Raw genomic sequence first — 13433 nt, forward strand, 5'->3', positions numbered from 1 at the left:
CGGCCGCTAGGAGAAGATAAAGACTATGGCGACAAAGGAAAAGGAAGAGGTCGAAACCGAACGCGAAGGCGCCACCGATGGCCCTCTGCTCGACCTTTCCGATGATGCTGTCAAGAAGATGATCAAGGCCGCCAAGAAGCGCGGCTATGTCACCATGGACGAGCTGAATTCGGTGCTGCCCTCAGAGGAAGTGACCTCCGAGCAGATCGAGGACACGATGGCGATGCTGTCCGACATGGGCATCAACGTGGTCGAAGACGACGAGCAGGGCGAGGAGCCCGAGGCCGCCGACACCGCGGCCGATGCCGAGGAAGACGCCAACGAGCTGGCTGAGCAGACCGGCACCGCGGTTGCCGCCACCACCACCAAGAAAGAACCGACCGATCGCACCGACGATCCGGTGCGCATGTATCTGCGCGAGATGGGCTCGGTGGAGCTTTTGTCGCGCGAGGGCGAAATTGCCATCGCCAAACGCATCGAGGCCGGTCGCGAGACGATGATCGCGGGTCTGTGCGAAAGCCCGCTGACCTTCCAGGCCATCATCATCTGGCGCGACGAACTCAACGAATCCAAGATCCTGCTGCGTGAGATCATCGATCTCGAAGCCACCTATGCCGGCCCCGAGGCCAAGCAGGCGCCGGTGGTCGAGCGCGTCGAGGAAGCCAAGGTCGAGGACAAGCCGCGCCGTTCGCGCGACGACGAAGACGACATCACCAATGTCGGCGCCGATACGCGTGGGCTGACGGATGACGACGACGAAGACGAGGACGAAGCGAGCCTGTCGCTGGCCGCGATGGAAGCGGAACTCCGCCCGCAGGTGATGGAGACGCTCGACGTTATCGCCGACACCTACAAAAAGCTGCGCAAGCTGCAGGACCAGCAGGTCGAGAACCGTCTGGCCGCGGCCGGCACGCTGTCGCCCAGCCAGGATCGCCGGCTGAAGGAGCTGAAGGACCAGCTGATCAAGGCGGTGAAGTCGCTGTCGCTCAACACGGCGCGCATCGAGGCGCTGGTCGAGCAGCTCTACGACATCAACAAGCGCCTGGTGCAGAACGAAGGCAAGCTGCTCAGGCTCGCCGAAAGCTACGGCGTGCGTCGCGAAGAGTTCCTGAAGGAATATCAGGGTTCCGAGCTCGACCCGAACTGGACGCGCTCGATCGGCAACCTGACCTCGCGCGGCTGGAAGGAATTCACCAAGAACGAGAAGGATGCGATCAAGGACCTGCGCGCCGAGATCCAGAACCTCGCCACCGAAACGGCGATCTCGATCCTGGAATTCCGCAAGATCGTCAACCAGGTGCAGAAGGGCGAGCGCGAAGCGGCGATCGCGAAGAAGGAAATGGTCGAGGCCAATCTGCGCCTCGTCATCTCAATCGCCAAGAAATACACCAATCGCGGCCTGCAGTTCCTCGACCTGATCCAGGAAGGCAATATCGGCCTGATGAAGGCGGTCGACAAATTCGAATACCGCCGTGGTTACAAGTTCTCGACCTACGCGACGTGGTGGATCCGGCAGGCGATCACGCGTTCGATCGCCGATCAGGCGCGCACCATCCGCATTCCGGTGCACATGATCGAAACGATCAACAAGATCGTGCGCACCTCGCGCCAGATGCTGCACGAGATCGGCCGCGAGCCGACGCCGGAAGAACTGGCCGAAAAGCTTGCCATGCCGCTCGAAAAGGTGCGCAAGGTCTTGAAGATCGCCAAGGAGCCGATCTCGCTCGAAACGCCGGTCGGCGACGAGGAGGATTCGCATCTGGGCGATTTCATCGAGGACAAGATGGCGATCCTGCCGATCGACGCGGCGATCCAGGCCAATTTGCGCGAGACCACCACGCGCGTGCTGGCCTCGCTGACGCCGCGCGAGGAGCGCGTGCTCAGAATGCGCTTCGGCATCGGCATGAACACCGACCACACGCTGGAAGAAGTCGGCCAGCAGTTCTCGGTTACCCGCGAGCGTATCCGCCAGATCGAAGCCAAGGCGCTGCGCAAGCTCAAGCACCCGAGCAGGTCGCGCAAGCTGCGCAGTTTCCTGGATAGCTGAGACTTACCGATGCAAAGAGTTCAAGGGCGCCGATGGCGCCCTTTTTTGTTTGTGGGGCGCACTCTTGCGGGCCAGGCCCTTCGGGAGGATAATTTCGCTGTCGGATGCATTTCTGGGCGATAAGCCGGATGCCCGCCCCGGCGAAGCCGCCGTGCTCCGTGGCCCCGGAGGGAGGTGTGCCATGACAAGCTACATCGTGCTGATGAACTGGACGGAGCAGGGTGCCAGAAACGTGCGCGAGTCACCGAAGCGGCTCGACGCCGCCAGAAAGCAGCTGGGAGACATGGGCGGATCGTTCAAGGCGTTCTACCTGACCATGGGCGAATACGACATGGTGGCGGTGGTCGAAGCGCCCGACGACGCGGTGCTGGCGCGCTTCTCGCTGATGCTGGCGGCGGCCGGCAATGTCAGGACGCGGACGCTGAAGGCCTTTCCCGAATTAGCCTACCGCGAGATCGTCACCTCGCTCGGATAAAGCCCGTAGCGGAAGGGCCGGACCGGCTGGCCCGATACATTCTCCTTCGCGCGAGCGACCGAGCGACGTCTTGACGGCGCCCGATCGTTCGTGGTCCTTCAAGTTTGCGCTACCAACCAAATGCCGGAACTATGCTGACCGTCTGGTACAATACGCGCTGCCCGGTCTGCGATGCCGGGATCAGCAGGCAGAAGCGGCGGCTGATCGAAGCGATCAAGGCTGGGCGGATCAAGTTCCGAGACATCAATCTTGAACCGGCAGCGCTAGCCGGATTTGGCGCGTCGCTTGAGGATATCCGCCGCCGGCTGCACGCCACCGATGCCGAGGGCCGACTGCTGGTCGGCGCCGATGTCGCCATCGCGGTATGGAAGGTCACGCCGGGCGAGGGCTGGTTGGCGACGCTGTTCGGCAATCCGGTTGCCTTGCCGCTGACACGCTTTGCCTACGATCGCTTTGCCGATCTTCTCTATGCCTGGAACCGGCGCATGGGGCGCTGGTAGCCGAATTTATCGGTGGCCGCCGTTCGCAACGAAGCGGCCGAGACTGGAAAATCGAGCCCGCTGGTGCTGCATTCAGATACATCGTAAGATATATCTTGACTCCATCGATTGACTTGCCTAATTAAGATATATCGTAAGATACAACTCAAGGAGCAATCAATGCACAAACACAATCATTTCGGGCGCGGTCATTTCGGCGAGCGCATGTTCATGCACATGGCCGGCAAATTCGGTGGCAGAGGGGGCGGCGGCTTTGGCCCGTTCGGCCACGGCGGCCGTGGTGGCGGGCGCGGCGGTCCGGGCGACATGTTCCGCGCCGGACGCATGCTGGCCGACGGCGACCTCAAGCTGATCACGCTGTCGCTGCTGGCCGAAGCGCCGCGTCACGGCTACGACATCATCAAGGCCCTGGAAGAGCGCACCAGCGGCATCTACAGCCCGAGCCCGGGCGTGGTCTACCCGACGCTGACCTTCCTGGAAGAGGCCGGCTATGCCGCCTCCGCCGCCGACGGCAACAAGAAGGTGTTTTCGATCACCGAGGCGGGCCAGGCGCATCTCGCCGACAACCGCGAGATGATCGACGGCGTGCTCGACCATCTCGAGCGCTTCGGCCGCAAAATGGCCAAGGCGCGCGACTGGTTCGGCTGGAACGACGAGAGCGAAGAGGGCGGGCGTCGTGGCGGCCGCGGTGGCCGCGGGGATCGTTCGGAAGCGCGCGACGAATTCCGCGCAGTCCGTCACCGGCTGCGCGCGGCTCTGGGCGACTTCGTCGACGCCCCGGCCGACAAGCAGGCCGAGGCCATCGCCATCCTCGAAGCCGCCGCCGAGGCGCTGGAAGCGCTGTCGCACAAGTAAGCTCGTCCAGCCGACCGGACGCAGCCCTTGCCCGCTGGCCCAAGGACCGATAGTGAAATTCATCCCGCGTCACTCTACATGGTGCGGGATGAATGCTGTTGGAGGAAGTCCGATGTCTTTTCTGAAGCGTCTTTTCGGCGGTGGCGGCGGCGGAACCCAGACGGCTGAGCCGACGAGTGCAGCGCCAGCCAAGCAGGTCGAGCACAAGGGCTTTCTGATCAGCGCCACGCCCTACAAGGCCGATGGCCAGTACCAGACCTGCGGCGTCGTCTCCAAGGAGATCGACGGCGTGGTGAAGGAACACAAATTCATCCGCGCCGACCGCTTTGCCGGGCTCGACGACGCCGTCGACATCTCGATCAAGAAGGGCATCCAACTGGTCGACGAGCAGGGCGATCGGGTTTTTGGGTAAGGGCCGGACCATCGCCGAACCGAGCGCCGCCCGGGCCTTGCGCCACGATAGACCTATCGCTCAGGGGTTGACGTGCGACCACCAGCGGGTCAATTCGTCCTGGCGGGATCGATCGTCATCAGGCGTGCCCTTGCCTCGATCAGGTGCCTTTGCGCGGCTCTTATCCGGCTGCACAATGCCAGATTGAGGGCGACGCCACCTTCCTCATCCAGCAAGTCGTTCGCGCACTTCAAAGAGTGCTCAGCTCTCCTTATACGCAGTCTGGCTTTGGCCGCTTCCATGCTGTGAATTTCAATCATTGCGCCGCGTCCTTTGCGGTTCCGGTCCCTTCATGGACTAAACCGCTGGTAATCGTATTGGTTCCGGCCCAGGGAATATGCCCGCGGCTTCGGCTATTTCGTGGTGGTGTTGAATTCACGGTTTGCCGTGTAATCGATCACGAAGGTGCCCTCGGGAGCGCGAACGCCCTGCTTCACATTTGATATAGTCACCGTTGTGGTAAGTCCCTTCTCGTCGGTGAGGCTCCATCTGCGCAGATCTAGAGATTTACTGTCGAACACCATGGAGATGCTCGAACTGCCGAAGGTCGATCTGTCGGACAGCTTGACGGTAACTTGGGCGCCATCGTCCCTGACGCTTTTCACGCGATTGCCGGAGAAGTCGACCTTATTGTCGAGCAGCAGCTTAAGCGGCGTCTTCGAGAGAGCATAAAGCCGCGATGTCTTCAGCTTTCTGTTATAAACCACCAGGGATTTGCCATCTGCAATCACGCTGATCCCTGATTGGCCTGCATAGTTGAATCGGATCTTGCCGGGGCGTTGTAGAAAAAACCTGCCACGGGTCCTCTCCGCATTTGGACCCGACTGGACGAAGTCCCCGGACATGGACTTTATCGATGAGAGGTGATCGGCAATCGTCTTGGCATCAACAGGCGCGGCGGAGATCGCGGCGGTGGATGCCGCATACATCGCGGCAGCGCTGGCAACGGCGAACCAGCAACCCAGCAGTACTTTGATCCGATAGCCCATCGCTTATCCCACCTCCGGAGCAGGCGCGTGATCGAAAGAGATCACGCGCCTCCAGGTCAGTAACCCTCCGGGCATCGTGCAACGTAAACCCGGCCATACTGATCGCGATATCTGCACTGGCCGGCTTCGCTGGCGTGCCCGATGACGGCCCCGGCTATCGCGCCAACCGCACCGCCAACAACCGCCCCTTGCACAGGATCGCCGGCAACCGCGGCGCCTACCGCTGCGCCACCCAAGCCGCCGACGGCAGCGCCTTGTTCTGTACGGGAGCACGCCGAGAGCGGAATGAGCAGGCTCAAAATGAGCAGCGTCTTTTTCATTGGTTCTCTCCTGGGCTACTATTAGCCAAAGCTTAAATGCTCAAGAAAGCTTTTCGATCCATCGTGGGTTGCCTGTCCTGCAAGCGCCGGGCCGTGGCGGACCCGTGTGCCCTCCGGCTCAAACGCCTGCAATCGCCAAAAGCCAGGCCAGGATATCGAGCAGCAGAAACAGCAGCGCAATCTGCAGCGCCACCCGCAGCCGCTGGATAATTCGCCAGTTGCCGGCCATGTCCGCCTTGATGCGAAGCGCAAGCGCGCGGCGCATGGCCGACATCGTCGTCGGCCTGTCGCCGTCGACATATTGATCAAGCAACTCTTCGGGATCGAAGCGGAATGTGTATTGGTGGTAGGGCCAAAGCATGAAGACGATCAGCCCGCCAATGCCGAACAGCAGGGCCACCGCAATCCAGTCCCAAGGCCCAAGCCCGTTGGAAAGGGCCGCACCGCCAAGCAACGAGTTTGCGAAGGCGGTGGCGAAGACAAGGCTGCCGGCGCGGCTGCTCATGTTCTCCACAAGGGTTTGCTGTTGCGTGAGACCTCTCACTGCTTCCTGATAAATGAATGCAAGACGCGGATCGTCGTCGGTAACAGCGCTTGCGGCAATTCTGTTGCTTTCGCTTCCACTCGGATGTTCGACCATCAGGGTGTCCTCTCTGGCGTGGACTGGATGCGCGAGCTCAGTCGAGATCGCTTGGTGCAAACGTTGGCCGTAAGCTGCCTCGCGCAAGGGGGAACGGATGAAACAGGGGACAGGATCCGCAGTGAACCGAACGGGCCAGGCTGATTGCGCGCCCGGCCAGCAAGGTGTGGAAATCGACGCGGACTAAACCGGCTGCAACTCCCTGCGCGGCAGTGGCGGGAACGCGATGGCGATGCCGACCGCCCCGAGCCCGATAAGAGCCGAGCCGATGAACAGCCAGGAATAGTTGGCGTAGGCGTCGAACACCATGCCGCCGGCAAGCGGGCCCAGCGCCATGCCGAGGCTGGACAGCATGGTGGCGGCGCCGAACACGGTGCCGAGGATGCGCTGGCCGAAATATTCGCGCGCCAGCACCGCATAGAGCGGCATGACGCCGCCATAGGTGGCACCGAAGATAACGGCCAGCATGTAGAACTGCTCAAGCCGGCTGATCGAGAGATAGGCGGCAATGACGATCGCCTGGATCGCCAGGCCCGCGATCAGCACCGGCTTGACGCCCAGCCGGTCGGCCAGCACGCCGTAGAAGAGCCGGCCGCCGAGGCCTGCCAGGCCTTCGACACTGTAGATCGAGACCGCTGCCATGGGGGCGACGCCACACAGCATGGCATAGCTGACCATATGGAAGATCGGGCCGGAATGCGCCGCACAGCAGGCAAAGAAGGTCAGCCCCAGCACGATGAACTGCGGTGAGCGCAGCGCCTTGCCGACCGTCAGGCCGGCGCCTTCGGCAACCGGCGCGGAGCCGGTATCGGCCATGACGGGTTTCGGTGGTTGGCGCACCAGCAGCACCGCCGGCAACAGCAATACCCAGGCGGTAATGCCGATGTCGAACATGGCGGTGCGCCAGTCATAGGCGGAGATCAGCCAGCGGGCGAAGGGCGAAATCGTCATCGGCGCCACGCCCATGCCGGCCGAGACCAGCGAGACGGCGAGGCTACGGTTGGTGTCGAACCAGCCTGTGGTCAGCGCGATCATCGGCGCGAAAAAGGCGCTTGCCGCGAGGCCGACCAGCACGCCATAGGTAATCTGGAAGCTCAGCAGCGAACCGGCCCGGCTGGCCAGCACCAGCGCCAGCCCGAGCAGAACCGCGCCGGTCATCACGACGATGCGGGCGCCAAAACGGTCCGATATCGCGCCCCAGGCGAAGCCGCCAAGGCCCATCACCAGGAAGTTGAGCGTCATGGCGCTCGAAATGCCGGCGCGCGACCAGTTGGTGTCGATCGCCATCGGCTCGAGAAAGATCGCCAGCGAAAACATCGTCCCGATGGCGACACAGGACATCAGCGCGCCAGCCGCGACGATGACCCAACGATAGGAAAAGCTCATTCAAATCTCCCATGCCAGAGGGCAGCGCTCAGCGCTGCTTGCATCCGAAGGACGCCGGCAGCGAGGCTGATCCTACAATCCGGTTGCATTTTTTATCCAGTCTGGCCCGACGCCGTTTTCAGCAGATCAGACCGGCAGTTCCGACGTGTATTTGATCGTCTGGCTGGGGACGTCGGTCTTGACGTTCTGCACGCCCTTGATGCGGCTCAGATGCTCCGACTGGAAGCGGCGGTAATCGTCGATGCCGGCCGCCACCACGCGCACCATGGCGTCGCAATCGCCGAGCATCAGATAGCACTCCATCACCTGCGGCAGCTTGGCGACTTCGGTGGCGAAATGCTCGATCGTGTCCTCGTCCTGCGTCTTCAGCCAGATGCGGGTGAAGAAGGTCAGACCCTTGCCGATGCTGGCCGGGTTGAGCACGGCGACGTAGCGGTCGATGACACCGGCTTCCTCCAGCAGCTTCACGCGACGCAGGCAAGGCGATGGCGACAGCCCGACCTCATTGGCCAGATCATTGTTGGCCATGCGGCCGTCGCGCTGCAGCGCCCGCAGAATCCGCTTGTCGATCTCATCCAGCTTCATGGCTACAGATTCCATCTATTCGAAAATTTGTAACATAAAATGCCAGAATTCGGCGAAATACAACAATCTCCGCAACCAAATTGCGGACCGATTTCGGTATGTTTGCTGCCGACATCAGTTGATTTCAAACGCAGGGAAGCGGCGGCCGCGAGGTCAGCCGATGAAGACACATGAGCATTTCACAGGCAGTCGAGACGGTGGCAGATGGTTCGAAATCCGAATTCCGCCGTGGCGTGGCGTCCTGCGCGCCGGTGCTGTTCGGCACCATCCCCTATGCGCTGGTGCTTGGCGCCCAGGCGACGCAGAAAGGCTTGAGCACGGTCGAACTGTCTGCCATGACAGGGCTGAATTTCGCCGGCGGTTCGGAATTCGCGGCGATCCAGTTGTGGACGTCGCCGCCGCACATCGTGCTCATCGTCGCCATCACCTTCCTGGTCAACAGCCGTCACCTGCTGATGGGTGCGGCACTGGCGCCGTTCCTGCGCGACCTGCCACGGCGCAAGGTGTTTCCGGCGCTTTTCCTTATGTGCGATGAAAGCTGGGCGCTGGGCTTGGCCGATGCCAAACTGCGTACTGCTGCCGGCATCACGCCGGCCTTCAGCCCGCGCTACTATATGGGCGCGGCGCTGGCGATGTATCTCACCTGGGTGGCCTTCACCACGCTGGGTGCCTTGCTCGGTCCGATGCTTGGCCATGTCGAGACCTATGGTTTTGACATGGCGTTCCCGGCTGTCTTCCTGGTGCTGATGCGCGGCATGTGGACGGGTATGGCGGCGGCGCGGCCCTGGCTGGTCAGCCTGGTCGTTGCAGCACTGGTCTATCTCTTCGTTCCCGGTGCCTGGTATGTCGCCGCCGGCGCCATGTCGGGTCTGGTCGCGGCCTGGCTGATGGCGGGTGATGCATGATCGATGCAACGACCCTTTTCACCATCGTGCTGATGGCCGGCGTCACTTACCTGGCGCGGATCGGCGGCTATGTCGTCCTGCGCAACCGCACGCTGGGCGCCCGTGCCACGGCTGTGATGGAAGCTGCGCCCGGCTGCGTGCTGATCTCTGTCATCGCACCGACCTTTGTGTCGCGGAATCCTGCCGACCTTTTAGCGCTGGCCATTACCTTGGTCGCAGCCACGCGATTTTCCATGCTGCCGACCGTGCTGGTCGGGGTCAGCGCCGCTGGTCTGCTGAGGCACCTCATCGGCTAGAACGCAAAAGGCAGGCGCGAACGCCTGCCTTCGATGCGGACAAATCTCGGCTGTTTACGCGGCAGCCGCGACACCCTGGCTGGCGGCCACAACGGCGTCGACCTTGGCGGTCGCCTTGGCGAGCGCTGCTGTCACCGCGTCAGGGCCCATGCCGACACCTTCGATGCGGATGACATCGACATCGGTCATGCCGAGGAAGCCGAGCACGCCACGCAGGTAGGGAATGGCGTGATCGAACTGCACGGCCGCACCTTCCGAATAGATGCCGCCGGAAGCCAGCACGATATAGACCTTCTTGCCGGTGACCAGACCCTTGGGGCCGTTCTCGCCATAGGCAAAGCTCTTGCCGGAGCGGGAGATGTGGTCGACCCATGACTTCAGGGTCGAGGAGATGTTGAAGTTGATGAAGCCGGTGGCCAGTATCACCGTGTCGGCGGCGAACAGCTCGTCGAGCACGACATCGGAGACGCCGACGACTTCAGCCTGGCGCGGGGTGCGCGCTTCGGCCGGGGTATAGATGCCCGTCGCATAGTCGGCATCGATGTGCGGCAACGGATTGGCGACGAGGTCGCGCACGACGAGCGTGTTCGACGGATCGGCGGCGACGAGCTTTTCGGCGAATTCGGTGGCGATGCGGGTCGAATGCGAGGCAGCGCCGCGCGGGCTCGAAGTGACAAGAAGAATGGACATTTTGGGCTCTCTCCAGCGGTTGGAATGATTTGTCCCGCCAGATATGGGGCTTTCGATCCATTCAATAAACTGGTATATTTTCTATACGATCCATCCATAAATTGGATATAACGATGCAACCCAACCCGACGCTCGATCAACTTCAGATCTTTGTGACAGTCGCCGAAGCCGGCAGCTTCTCGGCCGCCGGCCGCAAGCTCAACCGGGCACAGTCCGTCATCAGCTACGGCATCGCCAATCTCGAGGCGCAGCTTGGGCTGAAACTGTTCGAGCGCGAGGGCACGCGCGAGCCGCAATTGACGGAGATCGGCCGGGCGATGCTGGAGGACGCACGGCGCATGATCGGCGTGCTGCAGCGCATCCGCTCGCGCGTCGACGGCCACCACCAGGGGCTCGAGGCCGAGGTCGCGCTGTCGGTCGACGCGACGCTGCCGTCACCGGTGCTGGTTCGGGTGCTGAAGGCATTCGAGGCGCAGTTTCCGACCGTGATGCTGCGGCTGCACATCGGCACGCTCGGCCTGATTCCCGACCATGTCGTCAGCGGGCAGGCCGACCTTGGCATTGGCGGCCTGCTGGGCGATGTCGACGTGAACCTTGTGCGCATCGGCTTCATGTCGATCGTGCTGGCCGCCGCGCCCACCCACCCGCTGGCCTTGCTGCCGAAACCGGTGGCGATCGAGGATGCACGCGAACACACCCAACTTGTCGTCACCGACCAGTCGGAGCGCACCAAGGGGCACGACTTCGGCGTCTATGCCTACCGTACCTGGCGGCTGACGGATGTGCGCACCAAGCATATGCTGATGCGCGAGGGGCTGGGCTGGGGCGGGCTGCCGCGCTGGCTGATATCAGACGACCTGGCGAGCGGCCGGCTGGTCGAGATCGACCTCGAATCCTTCAGGGAGGTGAGTTCGCCGCTGTTTGCCATGCATCGCAGCGATCGCAGCCCGAAGCCGGCGGCGGCCTGGCTGATCGACCAGTTCAAGCGCCAGCTCGGCTGCTTCAACGAGTTCGAGCCGGGCGAGGTGCCGGATGAGGAGCACGAGACAGCCCATCGATCAGCGCCATGAGCACGGCGCGGTAATCTTGCGCTGAGGCGCCGGCCTCGATGGCCAGGGCGGCACGGTCGAAGGCGGAGCCGAGCAGTGCGGTCAGCGCGTCGGCCGGCAATCTCGTCATCGTCTGCGCCCGCATCGCCGCGACCAGCCCTTCGCGCAGAGAGCGGTTGCCGTGGCGATTGTCGATCGCGTCCATGGCGGCGCGGCCAAGCACGGCCGGGCCGTCGAGCAGCAGCAGCCGCGTGCGTCCGGGCGCGCGCATGGCGGCGAGATAGGCGTCGGAGCCGGCAATCAGCGCGTCATGGGCAAACAGCGATGGCGGCGAGGCGCGCTCGATCTCCTCGGCGACCGCTGCCGCCTCCTGCTCGACCACGGCAGCAAACAGTGCCTGCTTGTCAGCAAAATGATGGTAGAGCGCGCCGCGCGTCACGCCGGCGGCGGCGACGATCTCCGGCGTGCCGGTCTCGGAATAGGATTTCTCCGTGAACAGCTTTCGCGCCGCGGCAATCAGGTGGGCGCGCGTCGCTTCGGTGCGGTCGCGGTTGGAACGACGCGCGGAATCGTGTTGCATACATGCAGCCTGTATGTTAATTCAGTTTACATGCAGACTGTATGTTAATTGACGGGAGAAGGAAAGATGAAGACCACGAGCTATTACCCGGTGCTGATGACCGGCGACGTCACCGGCACGGCGGCCTTTTATGTGAAGCATTTCCGCTTCCAGCCCCTGTTCGAAAGCGACTGGTATGTGCATCTGCAATCGGGGGAGGACAGAAGAGTCAATCTCGGCATCGTCCAGGGCGACCATGAGACCATCCCGGAAGAGTGGCGGGGCCGCGCTTCGGGCCTGCTGATCAATTTCGAGGTTCGCGACCCGGACGCTGTCTATGAGCGCGTCGTCGCCGCCGGCCTGCCGATCCTGCGCTCGCTGCGCGACGAGCCCTTCGGCCAGCGCCATTTCATCACCAAGGACCCCAATGGCGTGCTGATCGACGTCATCAAGCCGATCCCGCCGAGCGAGGCGTTTCTGGCAGTATGCGGAAGGGGTGGCGGGAGCCTGAGCGCCCGCCTCAACTGGCCCTTGCCACCGGCGTCACCGTCACCTGGCTGACACCGGTGCGGCGCACGACGGTGCACAGCGTCTCGCGGCCGATGCGTTCGGCGTCGAGCATGCGCACCAGGTCGTCGACGCCGGTGACAGGACGGCCGTCGATGGCGGCGATGATGTCGCCTTCTTTCAGGCCGGCCTTGGCCGCCGGGCCGTCCTTTTCGACGCTGCGCAGGCGAACCGCCGTGCTGGTCGAGACTTGCGACAACAGGGCGGCGCGGCGCGGCAAACTGGCAGTGTCGGCCGAGACGCCGATGAAGGCGCGGCGGACACGGCCGAAGCGGATCATCTCCGAAATGACGAAATTGGCGGTGTTGGAGGCGACCGCGAAGGCGATGCCCTGCGCGCCATGGATCATGGCGGTGTTGACGCCGATCACCTCGCCGGCCGACGAAACCAGCGGCCCGCCGGAATTGCCGGGGTTGAGCGCTGCGTCGGTCTGGATGACGTCGTCAATCAGCCGGCCGGTCGAGGCGCGCATGGAGCGGCCGAGCGCCGAGACGACGCCGGAGGTGACGGTCCATTCAAAGCCGAGCGGATTGCCGATGGCGATGGCGATCTGGCCGCGCCGCAGCCGCTTGGAATCGGCGAGCGGCGCGACATCGGCAAAGCTGCCGTCGGCGCGCACCAGCGCGATGTCGGTGTCGGGATCGCGGCCGAGCACGCGGCCTTCGCGGGAGGCGCCGTCCGGCATCGAGACGCGCACTGTCCTGGCATCGCCGACAACGTGGAAATTGGTGACGACCAGTCCGTCCGGCGCGATGACGAAGCCGGAGCCGTGGCCGCCCTGGCCGCCAAAGCGTTCGATGCGGCAGACGGCCGGGCCGATGCGGTCGACGGCGTCCGCAACGGTCGTCGAATATGCGTCGAGCAATGTATCGTCAGGTTCGAATTTGGCTGCGGCGAGGGCCATGGAAGGGCTCCGTATTTTCGGGCGAAAGGATGATTTTTTTCCTGTGCGTGTCGTTGTCCCAAAACCGCTGAGCACTTTTGGGCGACACGCACTATATGTGCGGAGCGGCTGGAACCGCCGCGACCTGACCAGATGGCCAGTCAAACCGGCAACTAGCCTTCAGGCGAGTACCTCTGAACGCGCTGTCGAGCGATATCTGGGGCATGGATGAACCC

At 63.1% G+C, this 13433-nt stretch carries 18 protein-coding genes; 9 read left to right on the forward strand and 9 right to left on the reverse strand.

Features of this window, described 5'->3' with window-relative positions:
- The first annotated feature begins 25 nt into the window (after positions 1-25).
- The 5 genes from rpoD (at position 26) to P3C39_RS01330 (ending at position 4289) form a co-directional block, all read left to right on the forward strand.
- Positions 26-2047: an RNA polymerase sigma factor RpoD gene (gene rpoD, locus P3C39_RS01310; RefSeq protein ID WP_013530149.1), complete on the forward strand. Its 2022-nt coding sequence runs from the start codon at positions 26-28 to the stop codon at positions 2045-2047.
- A gap of 181 nt (positions 2048-2228) precedes the next feature.
- Positions 2229-2522: a GYD domain-containing protein gene (locus tag P3C39_RS01315; RefSeq protein WP_013530150.1), complete on the forward strand. Its 294-nt coding sequence runs from the start codon at positions 2229-2231 to the stop codon at positions 2520-2522.
- 131 nt (positions 2523-2653) lie between these two features.
- Positions 2654-3022 (forward strand): DCC1-like thiol-disulfide oxidoreductase family protein, encoded by a 369-nt coding sequence (locus tag P3C39_RS01320; protein ID WP_027162060.1) that lies wholly within the window; start codon positions 2654-2656, stop codon positions 3020-3022.
- Positions 3023-3181: 159 nt separating this feature from the next.
- On the forward strand, positions 3182-3877 hold the full coding sequence (locus P3C39_RS01325) for a PadR family transcriptional regulator (RefSeq protein ID WP_013530152.1): 696 nt from the start codon (positions 3182-3184) through the stop codon (positions 3875-3877).
- 112 nt (positions 3878-3989) lie between these two features.
- Positions 3990-4289, forward strand: a complete 300-nt coding sequence (locus P3C39_RS01330) for an HlyU family transcriptional regulator (RefSeq protein ID WP_024505488.1) — start codon at positions 3990-3992, stop codon at positions 4287-4289.
- An 89-nt stretch (positions 4290-4378) separates the two neighbouring features.
- Here P3C39_RS01330 and P3C39_RS01335 read toward each other — a convergent pair whose 3' ends face one another.
- The 6 genes from P3C39_RS01335 to P3C39_RS01360 all read right to left on the reverse strand — a co-directional run bounded on the left by P3C39_RS01335 (position 4379) and on the right by P3C39_RS01360 (position 8248).
- Positions 4379-4588 carry a hypothetical protein gene (locus P3C39_RS01335; RefSeq protein ID WP_013530154.1) on the reverse strand — a complete coding sequence of 70 codons (210 nt, stop codon included), beginning with the start codon at positions 4586-4588 and terminating at the stop codon, positions 4379-4381.
- Between the two features lie 93 nt (positions 4589-4681).
- Complete coding sequence (locus tag P3C39_RS01340; RefSeq protein ID WP_275952484.1) at positions 4682-5317, reverse strand: outer membrane lipoprotein carrier protein LolA; 636 nt, start codon at positions 5315-5317, stop codon at positions 4682-4684.
- Positions 5318-5373: 56 nt separating this feature from the next.
- Entirely contained in the window at positions 5374-5637 is a 264-nt protein-coding gene (locus P3C39_RS01345; protein WP_013530156.1) for a YMGG-like glycine zipper-containing protein, read from the reverse strand.
- A gap of 118 nt (positions 5638-5755) precedes the next feature.
- On the reverse strand, positions 5756-6364 hold the full coding sequence (locus P3C39_RS01350; protein WP_275952485.1) for a hypothetical protein: 609 nt from the start codon (positions 6362-6364) through the stop codon (positions 5756-5758).
- A 96-nt stretch (positions 6365-6460) separates the two neighbouring features.
- A complete protein-coding gene (locus P3C39_RS01355; protein ID WP_275952486.1) occupies positions 6461-7663 on the reverse strand; it encodes an MFS transporter in 1203 nt (400 codons plus the stop codon).
- A gap of 126 nt (positions 7664-7789) precedes the next feature.
- Positions 7790-8248: an Lrp/AsnC family transcriptional regulator gene (locus P3C39_RS01360; protein WP_063168771.1), complete on the reverse strand. Its 459-nt coding sequence runs from the start codon at positions 8246-8248 to the stop codon at positions 7790-7792.
- 170 nt (positions 8249-8418) lie between these two features.
- Here P3C39_RS01360 and P3C39_RS01365 point away from each other — a divergent pair, with 170 nt between their 5' ends.
- The gene (locus P3C39_RS01365) at positions 8419-9153 is read left to right on the forward strand and encodes an AzlC family ABC transporter permease (protein WP_275952487.1); all 735 of its coding nucleotides are present in this window, start codon (positions 8419-8421) and stop codon (positions 9151-9153) included.
- Positions 9150-9449 carry an AzlD family protein gene (locus P3C39_RS01370; RefSeq protein WP_275952488.1) on the forward strand — a complete coding sequence of 100 codons (300 nt, stop codon included), beginning with the start codon at positions 9150-9152 and terminating at the stop codon, positions 9447-9449. The genes P3C39_RS01365 and P3C39_RS01370 overlap by 4 nt, the downstream gene beginning before the upstream one ends.
- Before the next feature lie 54 nt (positions 9450-9503).
- On the opposite strand, the gene P3C39_RS01375 is transcribed toward P3C39_RS01370, so the two are convergent.
- On the reverse strand, positions 9504-10139 hold the full coding sequence (locus P3C39_RS01375) for an FMN-dependent NADH-azoreductase (RefSeq protein ID WP_027162050.1): 636 nt from the start codon (positions 10137-10139) through the stop codon (positions 9504-9506).
- 113 nt (positions 10140-10252) lie between these two features.
- Here P3C39_RS01375 and P3C39_RS01380 point away from each other — a divergent pair, with 113 nt between their 5' ends.
- Positions 10253-11209 (forward strand): LysR family transcriptional regulator, encoded by a 957-nt coding sequence (locus P3C39_RS01380; RefSeq protein ID WP_275952490.1) that lies wholly within the window; start codon positions 10253-10255, stop codon positions 11207-11209.
- Here the strand turns inward: P3C39_RS01380 and P3C39_RS01385 are convergent.
- Entirely contained in the window at positions 11142-11768 is a 627-nt protein-coding gene (locus P3C39_RS01385) for a TetR/AcrR family transcriptional regulator (protein ID WP_275952491.1), read from the reverse strand. The genes P3C39_RS01380 and P3C39_RS01385 overlap by 68 nt on opposite strands.
- Before the next feature lie 66 nt (positions 11769-11834).
- On the opposite strand from P3C39_RS01385, the gene P3C39_RS01390 reads away from it, so the two are divergent.
- On the forward strand, positions 11835-12308 hold the full coding sequence (locus tag P3C39_RS01390) for a VOC family protein (protein ID WP_275952492.1): 474 nt from the start codon (positions 11835-11837) through the stop codon (positions 12306-12308).
- Here P3C39_RS01390 and P3C39_RS01395 read toward each other — a convergent pair.
- Positions 12268-13218 carry a trypsin-like peptidase domain-containing protein gene (locus P3C39_RS01395; RefSeq protein WP_275952493.1) on the reverse strand — a complete coding sequence of 317 codons (951 nt, stop codon included), beginning with the start codon at positions 13216-13218 and terminating at the stop codon, positions 12268-12270. The genes P3C39_RS01390 and P3C39_RS01395 overlap by 41 nt on opposite strands.
- Positions 13219-13433: the final 215 nt, after the last annotated feature.

Source organism: Mesorhizobium sp. XAP4 (genome assembly GCF_029269325.1).
Classification (GTDB): domain Bacteria; phylum Pseudomonadota; class Alphaproteobacteria; order Rhizobiales; family Rhizobiaceae; genus Mesorhizobium; species Mesorhizobium ciceri.

Bases quoted from the DNA above. Each gene is read 5' to 3' on its own strand.
- rpoD (WP_013530149.1), top strand. From the start codon at position 26: ATGGCGACAAAGGAAAAGGAAGAGGTCGAAACCGAACGCGAAGGCGCC.
- P3C39_RS01315 (WP_013530150.1), top strand. From the start codon at position 2,229: ATGACAAGCTACATCGTGCTGATGAACTGGACGGAGCAGGGTGCCAGA.
- P3C39_RS01320 (WP_027162060.1), top strand. From the start codon at position 2,654: ATGCTGACCGTCTGGTACAATACGCGCTGCCCGGTCTGCGATGCCGGG.
- P3C39_RS01325 (WP_013530152.1), top strand. From the start codon at position 3,182: ATGCACAAACACAATCATTTCGGGCGCGGTCATTTCGGCGAGCGCATG.
- P3C39_RS01330 (WP_024505488.1), top strand. From the start codon at position 3,990: ATGTCTTTTCTGAAGCGTCTTTTCGGCGGTGGCGGCGGCGGAACCCAG.
- P3C39_RS01335 (WP_013530154.1), bottom strand. From the start codon at position 4,588: ATGATTGAAATTCACAGCATGGAAGCGGCCAAAGCCAGACTGCGTATA.
- P3C39_RS01340 (WP_275952484.1), bottom strand. From the start codon at position 5,317: ATGGGCTATCGGATCAAAGTACTGCTGGGTTGCTGGTTCGCCGTTGCC.
- P3C39_RS01345 (WP_013530156.1), bottom strand. From the start codon at position 5,637: ATGAAAAAGACGCTGCTCATTTTGAGCCTGCTCATTCCGCTCTCGGCG.
- P3C39_RS01355 (WP_275952486.1), bottom strand. From the start codon at position 7,663: ATGAGCTTTTCCTATCGTTGGGTCATCGTCGCGGCTGGCGCGCTGATG.
- P3C39_RS01360 (WP_063168771.1), bottom strand. From the start codon at position 8,248: ATGAAGCTGGATGAGATCGACAAGCGGATTCTGCGGGCGCTGCAGCGC.
- P3C39_RS01365 (WP_275952487.1), top strand. From the start codon at position 8,419: ATGAGCATTTCACAGGCAGTCGAGACGGTGGCAGATGGTTCGAAATCC.
- P3C39_RS01370 (WP_275952488.1), top strand. From the start codon at position 9,150: ATGATCGATGCAACGACCCTTTTCACCATCGTGCTGATGGCCGGCGTC.
- P3C39_RS01375 (WP_027162050.1), bottom strand. From the start codon at position 10,139: ATGTCCATTCTTCTTGTCACTTCGAGCCCGCGCGGCGCTGCCTCGCAT.
- P3C39_RS01380 (WP_275952490.1), top strand. From the start codon at position 10,253: ATGCAACCCAACCCGACGCTCGATCAACTTCAGATCTTTGTGACAGTC.
- P3C39_RS01385 (WP_275952491.1), bottom strand. From the start codon at position 11,768: ATGCAACACGATTCCGCGCGTCGTTCCAACCGCGACCGCACCGAAGCG.
- P3C39_RS01390 (WP_275952492.1), top strand. From the start codon at position 11,835: ATGAAGACCACGAGCTATTACCCGGTGCTGATGACCGGCGACGTCACC.
- P3C39_RS01395 (WP_275952493.1), bottom strand. From the start codon at position 13,218: ATGGCCCTCGCCGCAGCCAAATTCGAACCTGACGATACATTGCTCGAC.